This is a genomic window from Butyrivibrio hungatei NK4A153 (assembly GCF_000424465.1).
Classification (GTDB): Bacteria; Bacillota; Clostridia; order Lachnospirales; family Lachnospiraceae; genus Butyrivibrio; species Butyrivibrio hungatei_A.
Window position 1 is genome coordinate 58,033 of record NZ_KE384195.1, and the last position, 17,934, is coordinate 75,966.

The following is a 17,934-nucleotide window of genomic DNA, read 5'->3' on the forward strand; positions in this document are numbered from 1 at the left end:
GAGACCCCGACAATGTTCGCCAAGGTCTCTGATAATATCATGTGTGATTTCTTGATTTCTTATACAAGTGTACTGCCTTTATGTCTCTTAATCTCAAACTGACCGCCTGATGTGATTGTTTCTTCTACATATGCGGTAAGGATATCTCCGTAGCCACGCTGATCTTCCTTGCTAAATCCGGGTTCAAGTGATTGGAATTCCCCATCAGCATAGGTGATCGCCAGCGCATTGTTCTCACTTGTCTTAAGAATAAAGATAGTCTCTGCACCGTTTTTAACGGCAGTATATTCATAGCCGTTGCTTTCAAGGAAGCTCTCAATCTGGTTTGCATCTCCCGATACGGCATCTGCCATAGTCATATCAGAAGCAGAAGTTGCTGCTTCCTCTACAACTGCCTCTGTAAGAGCATCCACCTCCGCATTCAAAACTTCGTCCAAATTATTCATCTCGTCAGCTGACATGTCTCCTCCAATATCTTCAGTAATAGTTTGATCACTCTCCGGCTCCTTCATTGCGTCCATAAGAGCATCCATTTCAGCGGGATCGGGCAAACCACTCTCGACATTCGCCGCCTCTTTGGCAACAACTTCTCCAAGAAACGCATCTTCAGCAGCAGGTGCTTCAGGTATAGCTTCTTCTATATCAGGAATTTCCTGAGTTTCTAATTTATCTTCTATAACAGGCTCATCCAAGATTACCTCCGAAAACTCAGGCATAGGTTCCGTTGCTTCCGTAATAGGAATCTCAGCCGACATATTCTCTGTAATCTCAGTTATGGGTGCCTCTGTAATACCGGTATCTGCAGTCTCGGTAATCGGCACTTCTGCAGCGTTATCAACTTCAGGTATCTCTGCCGCCAAAGCCTCTAAATTATCCATAATCGCCGCCTCTTCCTCTGAAAGGTTCACCTCTTCAGACTCTGCGTTACCGGAAGCATCTGCCTGCGCCATCGAAGCAAGCATCGCATCAACATCAGTTGCTGTCTCGGCTTCCGCCATTGCAGCAAGCATTGCATCGACATCAACAGCCGGTTCTGCTTCCTTAACCTCATCTACAGCTTCATCTGTAACTTCCTCAGCAGTTTCCTCTGTATCCAACAACTCTTCTATCGGTTCAATATCAATAGATTCTCCTTCTCCCAACGTCTCAACAGGTTTTTCCTCCGCCTGCACATCTGCAGCAATACCCTCGAGTCCCTCAGCAATCGCTGCATCAGTATCAAGAATATCCTGAGAACCGGGCGCAGCATCCGCTATCGCATTAAGTACATCAATTGGAGCATCATCAATTGCAGCGGCATTCCCCACATCCGTTGCAGTTCCCACATCTTCGCGCAAAAATCCTGCCGATGACTCTTCTGCCTTCATGGCAGCCAAGAGATCGTCAATATTTGCATTAGATAAATCCTGTTCGCTCAGAATATCCTGAGTGTCCATACCTTCCATATACTGTCTCCTTTCAAAGCTATCCTCTTATACAGATATTTCTTGCTGTCATTTAATAACAGCATATCATTCTTTCGGTATGTTTTTATTATCTTATAGTTTAACTATAATTAACAGTAAATTTTTTATAAATTCAGAATATTCCTTTTTTTAAACAAGATTTTATAATTATTCGAAAATTATATCTTGCCCCTAATCATCATAAGTATATATATATTCAAGTGCTTTGAATCAAACATATATAGTCCTATCTCCAATATCTTTCGATCTTGTAGTAGCTTCGATCCCCGACTTTCCCAAAGACGAGATTCAAAAAATCTTTGATAGCATCACAAAAAATAATAATTAAAGTAAACTGTAAACAAAACGGAGACAGCTCATCTGAGTTATCTCCGTTTGTTGATAGAGCAGCTCTATCATCTATATATCATGCCCCACTTTGTGCTCGTTCCCTTCATCCCATTCATCGTAGATATCAATTGCAGGATTCATTTTAAGTTCTTTGTAGAAATCGCTGTTATAGAATCTTTCTATCGCGTCAACATCACGCTCAGGCCCGTTCTTTACCGTTGTATATATACTTAGATTAACTCGGTCAAAATACTCCAGTCCTATCTCAATATCTTTTTTGAGCTGTTCGATAGTCTGACCTTCCATCCCGAACATTATATTGATCCATTGAAAATGCTCTGCTATCTGCTCAGGTGTAACGCCCGGAAGTCCTTTATGCAGAATATCTTCTCTGATATGCTCATCGAAGGTTTCAACGCCGCAGCGAAAAACCGTATTAATACCATACTGCTTAAAAAACTCGGTGAAAAAGCGATTTGCATCTCTATAAATATAATGTCCTTCAAGGATAACTGTCTTAATTCCCTTATCCCTGCAAGTTTCCCTGATGTAGTTGATCGTAGTAAACGGAAGCTCTGTATATGACGCCGAACATGTAACTTCAAGGACCGATGCCCCCACTTCCGCTCCTTTTACCTGAGCGAGTACTTTTTTATTTACCGAATCACATGCAAGGACTGACGAAGATTTATCATCCTGATAATCGCAAAAAGTACATTTTCCCCAGGAACAACCAAGAGAGACCAACAGCACATTTTCTCTTTTCATAGAGGTCGTATTCTCATCAACAAGCTGATAGCGCACAAGATCGTAGATCATGCCATTGCCTCCTGCTCGTCGTCATCATCTTTTTCCAAAAGAATCCCGCTTTTGCGGTTAAGATATCCCGCAAGGTACAAAAACGGCGTATCGCAGGCCGCAATAAGCATCTCTATAACAGATCCCGCAAGAGCAACTTCGAGACAATATAAAAGCGGAAATGTTCCGATAAATGCAAGTATTGAAAATCCGAAGTTCTCAGCACAGTTGCAAAGGATGGTAGATATGTTATTTCTGAACCACATATATTTTCCACCTGTCTTCTGCTTAATCTTCTGATAAAGAATAACGTCCACCCAGTTTGATAACACAAACATTACTCCGGACGCTGTCGTAATTCTCACAGACATAGCAAAAATGCTTTTCATGGCACCATCTACCGTATCATATGAATTCGGAACAAAAAGCTGTGTGAATATCGCAAAGATAATATAGGCAATGAGCGCTGCCGCCGCAATCTTCACAGCATTCTTGCTTGCTTTGTCACTGTACTTCTCATTGAGAATATCTGTCGTAAGGTATGTCGAAGCAAACATGACATTTCCAAGAGCCGTTGAGATACCGCCGATATCAACCTGCTTGGAAACCTGAATATTTGCAAAAACAACTGCAAGTGCCATCCATGTATAGAGCCCCCACTTTCCAAAAAGCTTGTCCATTACAAGGACTCCCGAAAAACATACGATAAGTTCCAATATGCCCAGTAATAAATTCATTTTCTATGACCTTTCTTTAATAATAAAAGTTTGTATCAAATAATTGCGCAGGGAAAATCAGAAACAAAAACAGAAAAAGCTCTGCGAATGTACGCAGAGCTATCAGAATGCATGATAATACATGTTATTTCCAATCAGCCCTGGTTTTGTTTAACGACAGGATGGTGCAAACGAACTGTCGGGTCATTACTGATATGACCTTGGGTATAGTACTACGAGTTTTGGGCGGTGTCAAGACGTATTTTATTTCGTATATTATTTTTCTTAATGATAATCATTGACACTATTTCTAAAACATGGTATAAGTGTACTAGGAGTGTTAATACACTATTACTAAACAATAACCCCCCTTTAACATATTTATTCAATCTATTACAGCAAAAGAAAGTATAAAGATATGAACAGACACATGGCAGCACAACCGGCACAATTCATGCCGAACAATCGCATAATAAATTTTAACGAAAGTAAAAATATAAGGCAACGGAACCAAACAAAAAAAACTGCTCCAAAAAGGAAAAACAAACTCAAAAAAAATGTAATTTTTCTTTTTATAGAATTAATCATACTGATATCACTCGGAGCACAAGCATTCCTGATTTTATCCAAAAAAAGTAACGTTGAGATTGCTGCAGAGACAAAAATTCCATCTTGGATAGATGTTCAACTTATAGATCAAGGCAACCCATCAAGAAGTGGTGTGATTCTTGAAGGTATAAATGACATTGTAATCCATTATGTCGGTAACCCAAGGACTACCGCACAGCAGAACAGAGATTTCTACAACCAGCAGGATTCAGATGTATGCTCACATTTTGTTGTAGGAATGGATGGCGAGATAATAATGTGCGTTCCTCTCACTGAAAAGTCCGCTTCAAGTAATGACAGAAACAAAGACACCATTTCTATTGAGGTATGCCACCCGGATGTCACAGGCGAATTTACAGATGAGTCTTACCAGTCTCTGATAAAGCTCGTAAACTGGCTCAGAGCAACATTTAATCTCAGTACGGACCATGTTATAAGGCATTACGAAGTTACCGGAAAAGAGTGTCCGATGTATTATGTAAAAAATCCGGAAAAGTGGGATCAGTTTAAGGCAGATCTAAAGGCTGCCGAAGAGGGAAAAGAAGTTACAAGTACATATCCCAAGCATGCATCTGAAGACGACATAAATTATGGTCTGGATGATAGTGATGATACTGAAGATGATACAGAAGATTATTCTGCGGAAAATAGTGAGGATGTAGATTATAGTGAATCTAATGATTATTATGCAGATAATGCGGAATATATAGAGTATTCGTATGAGACACCGGTTGAGGAGTATGAAGAGATTTATTATTAAAAGAGAGTGAGTTGGGGAATTGCGAGCGGTTATGCGATGATGGCATAGTGCGAGCGCCCATACAAGAGAAAAGCACCACATCGTACATTGCTTATAAATAATCAGTACGATGTGGTGCTTTTTCTCTTGTCGTCCGTTGTCGCAAAGCTCTGCCAAGCGCATAATCAATCACGCTCCTTCGGAGCTTTTCAAAATAAAAAAGAGAACTGCCCTTTCAAGCAAGCTTGAGGGCAGTTCTCTTTTTTATTTTGACCACTACGTGGCGATTGATTATGTGCTTGGCGAGTTTTGCTCGTTATCGCTTACATCATCCCCATACCGGGTCCCCCAGCGGGCATTGCGGGAGCGGGTTCTTTGATTGTTGCAACGGCTGCTTCTGTTGTAAGGAAGCTTGATGCAACGGATGTAGCGTTCTGGATAGCGCTTCTTGTAACCTTGGCAGGATCGATGATTCCGTCCTTAACCATGTCTACGTACTCTTCTGAGTATGCATTGAAGCCTACGCCGACTTTGCTCTCTTTAACCTTGTTAACTATAACAGATCCGTCAAGACCTGCGTTGTTAGCGATGTGGAAAAGAGGAGCCTCAAGTGCCTTAAGAACCACGTTAGCACCTGTCTTCTCATCTCCCTCAAGGCTTGCTGCAAGCTTCTCAACTTCCTTAGATGCGTGGATATAAGCCGATCCACCACCGAAGATGATACCTTCTTCTACAGCAGCTCTTGTAGCGTTGAGAGCGTCTTCCATTCTGTACTTAGCTTCTTTCATTTCAGTCTCTGTTGCAGCACCTACTCTGATAACGGCTACACCGCCTGCAAGCTTAGCAAGTCTCTCCTGAAGCTTTTCTTTATCGAAATCTGATGTTGTATCTTCAATCTGCTTCTTGATCTGAGCAACTCTTGCTGCGATCTCATCTTTCTCTCCAAGACCGTCAACGATTGTTGTCTTCTCTTTTTCTACCTTGATGCTCTTAGCTCTTCCGAGGTCATCAAGTGTTGTATCCTTAAGCTCAAGGCCAAGGTCTGAAGAAATAACCTTACCACCTGTAAGGATTGCGATATCCTCAAGCATAGCCTTTCTTCTGTCGCCGTATCCGGGAGCCTTAACAGCTACTACATTGAATGTTCCGCGAAGCTTGTTAACGATAAGTGTTGTAAGAGCCTCACCGTCTACATCCTCAGCGATGATAAGGAGCTTAGATCCAGTCTTAACGATCTGCTCAAGAAGAGGAAGGATATCCTGGATGTTAGAGATCTTCTTGTCTGTAATAAGAACATAAGGATCTTCAAGATTTGCTTCCATCTTGTCCATATCTGTAGCCATGTAAGCTGAGATATATCCTCTGTCAAACTGCATACCTTCTACAAGGTCAAGCTCAGTCTGCATTGTCTTGGACTCTTCGATTGTGATAACGCCGTCGTTTGAAACCTTCTCCATAGCGTCAGCGATCATCTGTCCAACTTCATCATCTCCTGATGAAACTGCGGCAACTCTCATGATCTGATCCTTGCCTTTAACCTTTGTAGCCATCTTTCCGATAGCTTCTACTGCACACTCTGTAGCCTTCTTCATACCTTTTCTGAGTACGATGGGGTTAGCACCTGCAGCGAGGTTCTTAACACCTTCATTGATCATTGCCTGTGCAAGAACTGTAGCTGTTGTTGTTCCGTCACCTGCTACGTCGTTAGTCTTTGTAGCAACTTCTTTTACAAGCTGAGCGCCCATGTTCTCATAAGCATCTTCAAGCTCGATCTCTTTTGCAATTGTAACACCGTCGTTTGTGATTGTAGGTGCACCGTATGATTTATCAAGAACTACGTTTCTACCCTTAGGTCCGATTGTAACTCTGACTGTATCTGCAAGCTTATTAACGCCTTCCACCATAGCTGTGCGGGCGTCTGCGCCGTACTTAATTGTCTTTGCCATTTATTTGTCCTCCGAATGTGTTTGATTATTTAATGATAGCAAGTATATCGTTCTGCTTAACAATAATGTATGTTACATCATCAAGCTTTACTTCTGTTCCGGCATATTTTGAATAGATAACATTGTCACCCTTCTTAACCTGCATAGTAACTTCTTTACCGTCAACTACTCCACCGGGTCCGACAGCGATAACTTCTGCCTGCTGAGGCTTCTCCTTCTCTGCTCCGGGAAGTACGATTCCTGATTTTGTTGTCTCTTCTGCTTCAAGCTGCTTTAATACAACTCTGTCTGCAAGTGGTTGTAATTTCATTACAAATGCCTCCTTTATATGATGGTTTGAATAATCTTTTTAATTGTTAGCACTCTTTTAAGTTGAGTGCTAACCTCTAAGAACATATATTAGTGACTTCGCTTTATATGTGCAAACGCGAATATAATACCATATTTATTATATTCGCGTTTTTTCTTTCATATTCTCTTTTTTTCTCTCTTTTGCATCATATACTTTTTTATGGCTTAAAATACGTAATCGCAACAATCTTATCATCCACTGCAAACGTGATTCCGCAGTCCTTGAAATCATAATTCATGATATGGCTTCCCTCATCAGCTTCACTTGAAGGCTCTCCGTAAGCGGCTCTTAATTCTTCTTCCGTACTTCCGACGGAAATGCCTTTGGAAGTCTTTAAGTTCTCATCATGAACCGTAAGCTGTGCAGGCTTTTTAACCCCATCGACCTCTTCAGTGAAAAGAATCATTCTATCGGTATCAATATAATAGATATTTCCGGAATTATCGCCCGTCTGATTATCTTCCGTACTGATAACACTCAGTATCGTTTCAATATCATCATTTATTGAAGCAACTTTTCCGTTGTATTCAAAAGAACCGGCAGGAAGCTCAGGTTCCTCGGAAGTTGCTTCCGTAGCCGCTTCTTCTCCCGAAGCTCCATCGGATGATTCTTCCGAGCTGCTTTCACTAAATAATCCTTCTATGTCAATATCCTTTTCATCATTGATAAAAGACTCAACAAATTCACCTATATCGGATACTTCCTCTATATCCGGTAATCCCTCGATTTCGGGCAGTCCCTCTATTTCAGGTAGCTCATCACATCCGGAAAGTGCGAACATCAGCACTGTTGCCATTAAACATGTCAAAATTCTTTTTTTCATACAACCAACTCCCTTTCAAAAACCCCAACTAACAAAAAAGACCGCACAAACAGCAGATCAACCCGCTATTTTGCAGTCAAACCATCTCTTTATATAAATATAAAAGATTTACGACTTTGCGCCCATACATTGCTATATGTTTGCCCTGTTTTATATATGTTAATTTTAACATAACTGTAAAATATTATCAATCTCAGCCACCCCATGTCAGGCATTCTCCTTTATTTGCAAATATTCCAGCCTTATAATCCACTTTTATGGCACAAACTCTTGCATCATTCGGAAAAATTATTTATAATCATTTTATTAACATATTTTTTACAAAAATGTAGAGAAACTTCGTCTCTAAGATTGGAAAATGCTATGGAAACTAAAATAATATTCATCAATGATGAACTTACATCGCATAAAAAAGAACTTGAGAGCTGCAGAAAAGAGATCAACGAACTCCTGGCAAAGTTCGAAAAAATGGAGCTTGATCCCGCCAACAAAAGCTACGTACGCATGATGGCAGCCAAGATCAACATAACAATGCACGATATTGATTCAAATATCCGAAAGATATCTTTTGCATATAATATCGCGGAGCAGTATGCCGAGAGGCTCATCAACTATTCATATATGAAAAACACGCTTCTTACGAATGATACCGAAGATGAAAGTCCGGATACAAAGCATTCCCAAAATTGAATGTCAAAACATCAAAAAAGCTCATAATAATACCTCCTGCCAACTTCTAATGACAGGAGGTTTTATATACCTAAAATATTTACATAAGTTTCTTTCGTCCGAGCATTTTTCTGATCATGCCCTTGGACATCTCAAAGCCAAGCGATCCCGAATTAACAACAATCATATCTTCAGGCGCGCCCATAAGATCCGATGCTTTCCAGATCCAGCCGCCCCACTCTTCCTGGGAATAAACCTTATTAAATTCATCCCAGTCGGTAAATACCGGAGTTGCGTTAGTTTCATTCTTTCCGCTTCCTTTGGAAAGGCAGGGAATGGAAATCTTTGTCCCCTTTTTCACCGAACCCTTTGCATCAATTCTTTTGGCAATCTGGTCCATCCCTTTGACAGGCACCAGAAACGAAGCACTTCGAAATGTTTTGACTATATCTTCTTCAAGCTTCTTAAGCATTTCTTTTTTCCCGTCATAATCGGCACTGTAAAGGCGCTCTTCCTGGAACTTTGCCACCGAGCGGAAAAAATCCGGATTCATCACAGGACGGTTTATTGCAGGCGTCTTGCTAAAATCCGGCGCCGGGATTATTTCTTCGCTCTTAATAGATATCGCAGAATATGCCAGGATATCTACCTGAAAAACCGCTACTCCGCGCATATAAGCCGAGATACCAAAGAATCTGAACAGATCGCTGTGAGGTATTTCAGTTACTTCAAATGTTGTTCTGAACTGTTTCATAAAGTAACCGACACATTCATCGGCATACTCTCTTTCCGTAAAAACCCAGACCCTGTTTCCGTCATCGATAAACGGCGAATGAGTTATCCTGTCTGTAACCGTCCAAAGGCATTCCGCTGACTTAAGCCTTTCTATTATGATCTTCTTAAGTACGTCTATTGCCTTAACAAATCTGACTGCGTGCGCATCCTTCTTCTTTAAGGTATCCTTGCTTATACCTACAAATAATCCCTTTTCGACTGCATAACACGCATTTGAATGAATCGTAATAATATCCTGGATCGGGAGCTTTTTAATCTCCTTCATGGTTTCTGTTTCATCCGGACTTATCCTTGGCACATACCTGTCACTTATGGCATGTGCATGCTGTGTTCTCTCTTCTCTTGTCATTAATAAAAAATATCCCTTTTGTCTTTTGCTGTTTCTTCTGCTACGTTATTAGGAAATTAATTATATAAACTCCCTATTAACATTTTACCATGTGCGCCCTCTTATAGCAATAATTAGCCCTCTTAAAACCTGCCATAATTATTTCATACTCTTTTAATAATAAATAAATTGCATCCACGGCACTTATATTACATAATACTGTTAAGAAAATGTCGCTTTCAAAACATGGATGTTTTGAGTTTACAGATGTATCGCATGTACAAGGAGGGCAATGTTATGAGCACAAATATATTTAACAGTCTATCGGGCTCATACAATTACATGTCCGATATGAGCAATCTTATTTCGGATTATTCAAGCATAAAAAACGGCTCTTACAGTTCGCTTATGAAATCATATGTGAAAAAAGTCGGCAATCAGGCAGCACTTGATGCATATCGCGAAACAGGAAGCACTGCAAACGTTTCTGTTTCAGATCCCGACAAGGCTACAGATTCAAAGAAAGTAACTTCTACATCAAATACCAAAGACACAAGCAAAGTTACTACAGACAAATACGAGAAATTCAAATCGAACTGGCTTGATAACCAGCTTAAACAATACGAAAAAGACGGCAGTAAAACTACTGCCGCCGACACTTCTGTATCAATTGATACAACAACTTAATTTGTTTTATGCGGAATCTCTTTTCCCGCAAGATCGATATAGTTCTCTTTAAGAGCTATAGCCCAGTACTTTTCCGGAATATCCGGCCATTTAACTGCTCCGCGCTCCTGCTCGCACAATCGCATGGCGCGGAGCATAACTGTTTCAGTAAGATCTACTCCCGTCCTTATCGTGTGCATCGCAAGTGCGGCCCAGGCAGGTGCAATATTGCAAAGGCCCGACTCCTTAAATTCCTTTAAAATTTCTTTCCTGTTATATTCAAGCTGAATAAGCTCTTCTTCCCATGTCTTCCCGTTTCCGTGAAGAATGCAGAACTGCGTCTTTCCTCCATGGAACCACGGAATACCTATAGATCCGGGCCCTACCGTTTTTTTCCCTCTGTAAACATATGCATCCTGAATATGCACATGCCCGTGAAGAAGGAGCGACGTGTTCATATGCGCAAGTATCCGCTTCGTATTTCTCTTTTCTCTGATAAGCACCTCACTGGTATTCTCGGGTGAACCATGACAATACTGAAATTTCGGCATTCCCGGCATCTCATATATTCCCTGATTCTGAAGCGAAGCAAAAAAATCAAAATCTTTCTCCGTAAGATTATTATAAGTATAAAGAAGGCTTCCGCTCGAAGATCCGGCTTTCCAGCCTTCTCCGCCTCTTTTCTTGTAGTTAAGAAGGTACTCTTCTCTGTTTCCGCGGATTATGCAGGTATTAAAGTACTGCTTGAGAACATAAATAAGTTCCATTGTCTTCTGAGGATACGGGCAATCCGACACATAATCCCCCAAGAGTATGAAATTCGTTATTCCTCTCTCCATCGTATAATCAATGCAAGCCTGCAACGCAGAATGATTGCCGTGTATATCGGCAAATACCGCAATATCCATCATATAAGACTAAAACTCCGTTCATCAAACTGTCTTGTAAAGAGATCGTAATAATACCCCTTCAGCGCCATCAATTCCTTGTGTTTTCCTCTTTCAGTAATCTTACCGTCTCTTACTACCAATATTATATCAGCATCTACGATAGTTGACAGCCTATGTGCTATAACAAAAGAGGTTCTGCCCTTGGTAACAGTGACTATAGCGTCCTGTATAGCCCTCTCCGTAACAGTATCTATCGAAGACGTTGCCTCATCCAATATAAGTATCTTGGGATCTGCAAGTATAGCCCTCGCAAAAGAAAGCAGCTGCTTCTCTCCCGTTGACAACATGCCTCCGTCCTCGCCGACGTCACTGTCAAGGCCCTTCTCCATCTTTTTGATTATATCCTCGGCAGATACAAGCCTTAACGCCTCCATAATCTCTTCATCCGTCGCATCTGCCTTGCCGTACCTGAGATTGTCTCTGACAGAACCAGAAAACAGATGCGGAGTCTGAAGCACATATCCCAGATTACTGTGAAGCCACAGAAGCGACCTCTCCGCCGCGTCACGTCCGTCAATAAGGATCTGACCTTTGGTGGGTTTAAAAAATCTGCAGACAAGATTGACAAGCGTAGACTTACCCGCACCTGTCTCGCCGACTATCGCCACATTTGTTCCCTTCGGCACCTTTAGATTAAAATTCTCAAGAACATATTCATCTCCGTCAGGATATCTGAAAGACACATCCTTAAACTCAATATCTCCTACCAGAGGTTCCCAGTTTTCTTTCTTGGGATTAAAAGTATCACCGTACTTCTCTATTACTTCTTTCGAATCGGAAACATCGGATTCCGTCTCCAAGAGTTTAAAAAGTCTCTCCACATTTACCTGTACCGCGATCATCTCAGATATTGTGACAATGACATTCTGCACAGGCTCAAGAAGACCAAGTGCATATGAGATAAACACAGTCAGCGTTCCGATCTGCATAAATCCTTCGGTTGACAGTTTTCCACCCTTCCAGAGAATAAGCGCAAGCGAAAGTGTGGAAAGCATCGTTATAAGTGATGAAAAAAGAGCCGAATAATGCGTGGAATGAACCGATTCCCTTCTCATTTTCTCGGTATCTTTTTCAAAATCGTCTGTAATCTTACCTTCAACGACAAGTGACTTTATCGCCTTCGCACCTGTGATCCCCTCGTTGAAATTACCGGTTATGGTCGAATTTATTTCCCTGATCTTTCTGTTAAGAACAAGAAGTCTCTTCTGGAAATAAATTGCAATCACCGCAGCGATCGGCACCATTACAAGCACATAAGCCGCAAGCCTTGGATTTAATATGGTCATCATCACAAAAACCCACAGGATATAAGAGCCGTTCCAGATGACATCCATCATCCTCCATGCCACCATAACGCCTATTTTACCCGTATCACTCATAACACGCGCATGTATATATCCGACATTATTTCTGTTAAAGTAGTCAAACGACAGCTCCTGGAGATGGTTAAAAGAGGCATTTCTAAGGTCCCTGTCCATACACATCTCCACCTGTCCGCACAGAGCGCAGGTAACGAAATTATCGACAACCTGAACGATCAGCACGACCACATAGAGAATTATGAAAGCGGGAAGTCCCTTCAAAGTGTTTTTTACCACAAAATTATCCAGCGCATATCTGTTAAATATCGGATATACAGAGTCAAAAAGCGAACTTATCACACCCAAAAAGATCATGAGTAAAATCTTTTTGAGATAAGGCTTAATGTACGGATATAGTTTTGGTATGCCAAAAAATGGCAGCTTTACGTTTTTTTCTTCGTTCATATTCCCTGCGTCTGTATTTCGTAGATTTTTTTGTACATTCCATCCTGCCTGATAAGGCTGTCATGATCTCCCATCTGAACAAGATTGCCTTTATCAAGCACGATTATCTTATCGGCGTGCATAAGTGTTGTTATTCTGTGAGAAATAATTATAACCGTGGAATCCCCTGAGTTTTCGAACAGCGCTTTTCTTATCTTGATGTCAGTCTCCGTATCAACCGCTGACAGCGAATCGTCAAACACCATGATCGGAGGCTTTGACAGAAGCATCTGTGCTATCGCCGTTCTCTGTTTCTGGCCACCGGAAAGGGTGACGCCACGCTCTCCCACATAGGTGTCATATCCCTTGTTAAAAGAAAGAATCGTATCATCAAGCGCCGCTATCCTAGCAGCTTCCCTTATCTCCTTCATATCCGGATCCTTCTTGGTTATTCCAATGTTTTCGGAAAGAGTTCCGGAGAAAAGAAAAGGTTCCTGAAGCACAAGTCCTATGTTCTTCCTTAAATACTTCGCTTTGATATCGGCTATATTCATATCTCCTATATAAATACTTCCGTTTTCTTCAGGCAGCTTGTAAAGCCTGTCCAAAAGATACATAAGAGTTGATTTTCCCGAGCCGGTTCCGCCCAGAATTCCGACTGTTGTTCCTGCCTTTATTGTAAAACTTACGTTATTTACAACTTCATCCGAACCGTTCTCATATCTGTATGAAACATTCTCGAATCTGATATCTCCGCGCATATCGGGCTCAGTCGCATTTTCGCTGTCTTTCTCAGCTTCAGAGTTTATGATGTAACCGATACGGTCTATGGCAACTCTCGCCTTACTCATCTCGGAAATTATCCTTCCCAGAGCCCTTACGGGCCAGGTAAGCATCGCATTATAAGCGACAAAAGCAATATATTCGCCGACAGTAATATAGCTTCTTACGCAGAATACTGCGCCGAAAATCGTAATCATCATGACCTGAAGTCCGGAAATAAGGTCATTTGAAGCCCAGAATGCCGCCAAAATATTTATAAGCTTTATCCAGAGATTGGTGTAATCATGATTTCTTTTTTCAAAGCGGTCTCTTTCGTACTTCTCTCTCCCAAAAGCCCTTACGACTCTGACACCCGTAAGATTCTCCTGTGCGGTAGCCGAAAGCCTTCCCTCTTCGGCGTCAGCCTTCTCGAAACCTGCTCTTATTTTGTTGTGAAAATAGCATGAATACAAAACTATGACAGGAATAAACGTCGCAGAAATAAGTGTCATGGTCTTATTTATGCCTAGCATGAAATAAACCGCGACCACTATCCTGATTATTATCCTTACCAGAGAATGAAGCTGCTCCGAAATAAACATCTTTACCGTGTCCACATCAGAAGTGCAGCGCTGAATGATATCACCTGTGTGATTCTCGCTGTGCCATGAAAAAGGCAGCTCCATAATATGTTCAAAAAGCTTGTCTCTCATTCTGCGAACGAATTTCTCCGCGGCGTAGGAGTTTATGAGTTTCATCAGATACCTGCAGATTGCTGCGGCAACCGCTATAGCCGCAACCACAGCCGCGACATATATAAGATGTTCACGCAGAAACTCTCTTCCTCCGACCTTTTCGACCAGTGTTTCCATTAATAACGGAACACTGCCCTTTTCCAAGGCAGTGTCCGCAATACAATAATCAACAGTATATTGAATTATCTTAGGGCCCAAAAAGTCCAAAACAGTCACAATGACTGAAAAGAATATACTTACAAAATAGAGAAACAAGCATCCCTCAAGAAAATAAAAAATAATCATATTATCCTTTTACAATTTCTTTTAATGATCCCGCAAGTCCGGCTACACTCTGAATACTTGAAGGAACGATTATCTTAGTTGCCTGTCCGTCAGCAGCCTTCTCAAATGCCTCAAGGCTCTTAAGTGTAAGAACAGACTCATCTGCTCCGGCTTCCTTGAGCATCTTGATACCCTCTGCATTAGCCTGCTGGATATTCTTGATAGCCTCAGCCTGACCTTCAGCCTCACGGATTCTCTTTTCTCTCTCAGCTTCAGCTCTGAGGATTGTAGCCTGCTTATCAGCTTCGGCCTGAAGAATCTTACTCTGCTTCTCACCTTCTGCAACAGTGATCTGTGACTGCTTCTCACCTTCTGCAAAAAGGATCTTCTCTCTCTTTTCACGCTCAGCCTTCATCTGCTTCTCCATTGCGTCACGGATCTGCTCGGGAGGATTGATGTTCTTAAGCTCAACTCTTGTGATCTTGATTCCCCAAGGATCTGTCGCGATATCAAGCGCATCCTGCATCTGTGCGTTGATCTGGTCTCTTGATGTAAGTGTCTCATCAAGTGTAAGTGAACCGATAACGTTACGAAGTGTTGTTGCAGTAAGGTTCTCGATAGCTCCGATAGGATTTCTTACACCGTATGCAAAAGCCATAGGGTCTGAAATTCTGAAGAATACGATTGAATCAATCTGCATTGTTACGTTATCCTGAGTGATAACAGGCTGAGGCGGGAAATCACAATACTGTTCCTTTAAGTCAACCTGTCTTGCCACTCTGTCTATAAACGGAACCTTAATGTGAAGACCTACATCCCAAGTCTCCTTGTAAGCTCCGAGTCTCTCAACTATGAATGAATGTGCCTGAGGCACGATCCTGATATTTGCCGCAAGCAAAATTATCACAAGAACGATTACAATAGATACCACTGCCATAATTATGTCCTCTCCTTATTTTTTAATCAGTTACTTTTTTTACCATCAGCTTATTTCCGACGATCTTCTCAACGACAACTTCCTCTCCTTCGGAAATAACAGTGTCGTCATCAACCGACCTTGCAAGCCATATTGAGCCCTCAAGCTCAACCTTACCGCTCTCATTCATATTATCGATCCTGGTCTTTACGATCAGTTTCTTTCCGATAACCGAATCAATATTGGTCTTGGTCAGCTTGTTATTAAAATGCTTGGTTGCAAGAGGTCTTACCGCCGCAATGCATATGACTGAAACAAGCACAAAAACAGCAATCTGAACCGGAATACCTGCCCCCACGAGCGCAAGTATCATCGCTACAAAACTGCCTGCCGCGAACCAAATTGTCACAAGTCCTACGGTTGCAAGTTCAATTAATGCAAAAACAACAGTGATTATCAGCCAATAACCGGCCGGTGTAGAAATAAAATCCATAGATGCCCCCTTCCTCCCTAGTATTACTCGTATTATACAGTTTTTTAGGCAAAAAAGCTATTTATATATTAACCATTATATGTCTTAATTGGTTTATTGATTTTTTATCGCTATATCATTTGATTATTATTTAAATCGCGGTTATCATATATAGAGAGGAAAGGACATTTGCATATGAATCGTGATCTTTATTCCAAGCTTAAAGTGGCAGTAAATTCTATACCTCTTTCTGCAACCGTTTTATCGATAAAAAGAGACGAACACGGTAACTGTGCCGAACTGCGCTATTTTGTCATAAATGATTCATTCACCAATGACTGTCTTGCTATTTTTTTTCAGGACGAAGTATCCAACAACAAAGATCTTGATGAAAAGAAAAAAGAAGTCGAATCCAAGGTAGAAGGCGCTCTTTACACAATAAACGTGCAAAAAGAGCCCAAATTCGAGGATGCCTGCTATAAATCTGCCTGGAAAAAAGAACCTCTCCATACTTATGTAGATACAACCAAAATGTACGGCTACTGGACCGAAGACTTCTTCCTCCCTGTCGCTGTAAGCGATGACGAAAAAGATCCGGATGTTGCTTATTGCCTTTTTATATACACCCTCAACAAAGAGATGGATGTAAATAAGTTTTCCGCAGTATCTCCCGATATTGCTTCTTTTATCATTAAAGCCTGTCTCGAGCTCCAAAGTGAAAATGATTTCTATTCCAGTATGCAGCTTGTTACGGATTACATCAGAGAGTATACAGGTGCCTATGGTGCGAGCGTAATGTCATACCAGAGTGACCTTAAAAAATACGAAGTTATCAGCGGCTCCACGATGGATAATGTAAGTATAAAAGAAATCTTCTCTCATATTCCTTTCTCTACGGTTGCCAGCTGGGAAATGCTGCTTAAGCACACAAATGCGATAATCATAAAAAACGAAGACGATCTAAACTACTATGAGACACAAGCACCTGCGTGGGTAAAAACACTAAGGGCCAGTAATGTGTTCAATCTTTGTCTCGTACCTTTTTTGCGCCAAAACTCCATTATTGGTTATTTGTATATTTCTAACTTTGATGCCCGTATAATGACAAAAGCCAAAGAAATGCTCGAGCTCTTATCATTCTTTTTATCAGCCGAGGTTGCAAACCATCTGTTCCTTGAAAGACTCGAATACCTTAGCAATATAGATATTCTTACGGGTGTAAAGAACAGAAACTGCATGAATGCCGATGTTGAAGAATTTTCGATCAAATTCAAATTTAATCCAATGCCGTTCTCTGTTGCTTTTTGCGATATCAACGGTCTTAAGATAGTAAACGACAATCAGGGACACGATGCCGGTGATAAGCTTATTGCCGCCGCAGCCGATATCCTTAAGGACATCTTTAAAGATGATAATATCTACAGGGCAGGTGGCGACGAGTTTTCTATTATCTCTACGCACAGTACCGAGCGCGAATTTGAGGAAAAGATAAAGAAACTACGCGAGCTCACCAGCGATCCCAACAAACTGTGCTTTGCAGTAGGATACTATCACGATGGCGGTTCAGGCCCTTTAGAGCTTGCAATGAGATACGCAGACGAGCGAATGTATCAGGACAAAAACGAATTCTATAAAAGACATCCCGACATGAGACGCTGAACATTTTGATACGCATTTGATAAATCCCTCCTAAAAGCCCGATATATATGCAATTCCTTAATTTTTTATTTATTATTTTTCACACTTTATTGTTTGATTATTCATCGTTTTAAGGATAATATATATAAGGAATATTGATTTAATCTGCACTTCCTTATAAGCTCCGCAGGGACG

General features: G+C 41.1%; 16 protein-coding genes and 1 riboswitch. Of the genes, 4 read left to right on the top strand and 12 right to left on the bottom strand.

All coding sequences use genetic code 11. The annotated features are described in order from the left end of the window. Nucleotides 1-59: 59 nt before the first annotated feature. From G628_RS0112175 to G628_RS0112185, 3 genes are all read right to left on the bottom strand, one after another. Nucleotides 60-1,445 carry a hypothetical protein gene (locus tag G628_RS0112175; protein WP_027209246.1) on the bottom strand — a complete coding sequence of 462 codons (1,386 nt, stop codon included), beginning with the start codon at nucleotides 1,443-1,445 and terminating at the stop codon, nucleotides 60-62. 420 nt (nucleotides 1,446-1,865) lie between these two features. After that, the gene (locus tag G628_RS17385) at nucleotides 1,866-2,615 is read right to left on the bottom strand and encodes a hypothetical protein (protein WP_051199190.1); all 750 of its coding nucleotides are present in this window, start codon (nucleotides 2,613-2,615) and stop codon (nucleotides 1,866-1,868) included. Continuing rightward, entirely contained in the window at nucleotides 2,612-3,331 is a 720-nt protein-coding gene (locus G628_RS0112185; protein WP_081670713.1) for a queuosine precursor transporter, read from the bottom strand. Before G628_RS0112185 ends, G628_RS17385 begins: the two co-directional genes overlap by 4 nt. A 700-nt stretch (nucleotides 3,332-4,031) precedes the next feature. Here G628_RS0112185 and G628_RS17390 point away from each other — a divergent pair. Beyond that, entirely contained in the window at nucleotides 4,032-4,679 is a 648-nt protein-coding gene (locus G628_RS17390; RefSeq protein WP_242827228.1) for an N-acetylmuramoyl-L-alanine amidase family protein, read from the top strand. Nucleotides 4,680-4,981: 302 nt separating this feature from the next. On the opposite strand, the gene groL is transcribed toward G628_RS17390, so the two are convergent. The 3 genes from groL to G628_RS0112205 form a co-directional block, all read right to left on the bottom strand. Next, nucleotides 4,982-6,604: a chaperonin GroEL gene (groL, locus tag G628_RS0112195; protein WP_026654461.1), complete on the bottom strand. Its 1,623-nt coding sequence runs from the start codon at nucleotides 6,602-6,604 to the stop codon at nucleotides 4,982-4,984. A gap of 25 nt (nucleotides 6,605-6,629) precedes the next feature. Beyond that, a complete protein-coding gene (locus G628_RS0112200) occupies nucleotides 6,630-6,914 on the bottom strand; it encodes a co-chaperone GroES (protein WP_026654460.1) in 285 nt (94 codons plus the stop codon). A gap of 199 nt (nucleotides 6,915-7,113) precedes the next feature. Then, on the bottom strand, nucleotides 7,114-7,779 hold the full coding sequence (locus G628_RS0112205) for a hypothetical protein (RefSeq protein ID WP_026667007.1): 666 nt from the start codon (nucleotides 7,777-7,779) through the stop codon (nucleotides 7,114-7,116). A 68-nt stretch (nucleotides 7,780-7,847) separates the two neighbouring features. Continuing rightward, nucleotides 7,848-7,934: riboswitch (cyclic di-GMP riboswitch) on the bottom strand. A gap of 208 nt (nucleotides 7,935-8,142) precedes the next feature. On the opposite strand from G628_RS0112205, the gene G628_RS0112210 reads away from it, so the two are divergent. Beyond that, nucleotides 8,143-8,469 carry a hypothetical protein gene (locus G628_RS0112210; RefSeq protein ID WP_026667006.1) on the top strand — a complete coding sequence of 109 codons (327 nt, stop codon included), beginning with the start codon at nucleotides 8,143-8,145 and terminating at the stop codon, nucleotides 8,467-8,469. A 79-nt stretch (nucleotides 8,470-8,548) separates the two neighbouring features. Here the strand turns inward: G628_RS0112210 and G628_RS0112215 are convergent, their stop codons facing one another. After that, a complete protein-coding gene (locus G628_RS0112215) occupies nucleotides 8,549-9,592 on the bottom strand; it encodes an SseB family protein (protein ID WP_026654457.1) in 1,044 nt (347 codons plus the stop codon). 276 nt (nucleotides 9,593-9,868) lie between these two features. Here G628_RS0112215 and G628_RS0112220 point away from each other — a divergent pair, with 276 nt between their 5' ends. Continuing rightward, nucleotides 9,869-10,258 (top strand): hypothetical protein, encoded by a 390-nt coding sequence (locus G628_RS0112220; RefSeq protein ID WP_027209248.1) that lies wholly within the window; start codon nucleotides 9,869-9,871, stop codon nucleotides 10,256-10,258. Here the strand turns inward: G628_RS0112220 and G628_RS17395 are convergent. From G628_RS17395 to G628_RS0112245, 5 genes are read right to left on the bottom strand one after another with little or no spacing between them, the layout of a single operon-like run. After that, complete coding sequence (locus G628_RS17395; protein ID WP_051199192.1) at nucleotides 10,255-11,148, bottom strand: metallophosphoesterase family protein; 894 nt, start codon at nucleotides 11,146-11,148, stop codon at nucleotides 10,255-10,257. The two genes, G628_RS0112220 and G628_RS17395, sit on opposite strands and share 4 nt — an antisense overlap. Next, nucleotides 11,145-12,953 carry an ABC transporter ATP-binding protein gene (locus G628_RS0112230; RefSeq protein ID WP_027209249.1) on the bottom strand — a complete coding sequence of 603 codons (1,809 nt, stop codon included), beginning with the start codon at nucleotides 12,951-12,953 and terminating at the stop codon, nucleotides 11,145-11,147. The genes G628_RS17395 and G628_RS0112230 overlap by 4 nt, the downstream gene beginning before the upstream one ends. Continuing rightward, nucleotides 12,950-14,734: an ABC transporter ATP-binding protein gene (locus tag G628_RS17400; RefSeq protein ID WP_034500929.1), complete on the bottom strand. Its 1,785-nt coding sequence runs from the start codon at nucleotides 14,732-14,734 to the stop codon at nucleotides 12,950-12,952. Before G628_RS17400 ends, G628_RS0112230 begins: the two co-directional genes overlap by 4 nt. Nucleotide 14,735: 1 nt before the next feature. Further along, complete coding sequence (locus G628_RS0112240) at nucleotides 14,736-15,650, bottom strand: SPFH domain-containing protein (protein ID WP_026654454.1); 915 nt, start codon at nucleotides 15,648-15,650, stop codon at nucleotides 14,736-14,738. A gap of 22 nt (nucleotides 15,651-15,672) precedes the next feature. Then, complete coding sequence (locus tag G628_RS0112245; RefSeq protein ID WP_026654453.1) at nucleotides 15,673-16,122, bottom strand: NfeD family protein; 450 nt, start codon at nucleotides 16,120-16,122, stop codon at nucleotides 15,673-15,675. Between the two features lie 174 nt (nucleotides 16,123-16,296). Between G628_RS0112245 and G628_RS0112250 the strand changes: the two genes are divergently transcribed. Next, nucleotides 16,297-17,760, top strand: coding sequence for a GGDEF domain-containing protein (locus tag G628_RS0112250; protein WP_027209250.1), 1,464 nt, complete (start codon nucleotides 16,297-16,299; stop codon nucleotides 17,758-17,760). Nucleotides 17,761-17,934 lie beyond the last annotated feature (174 nt).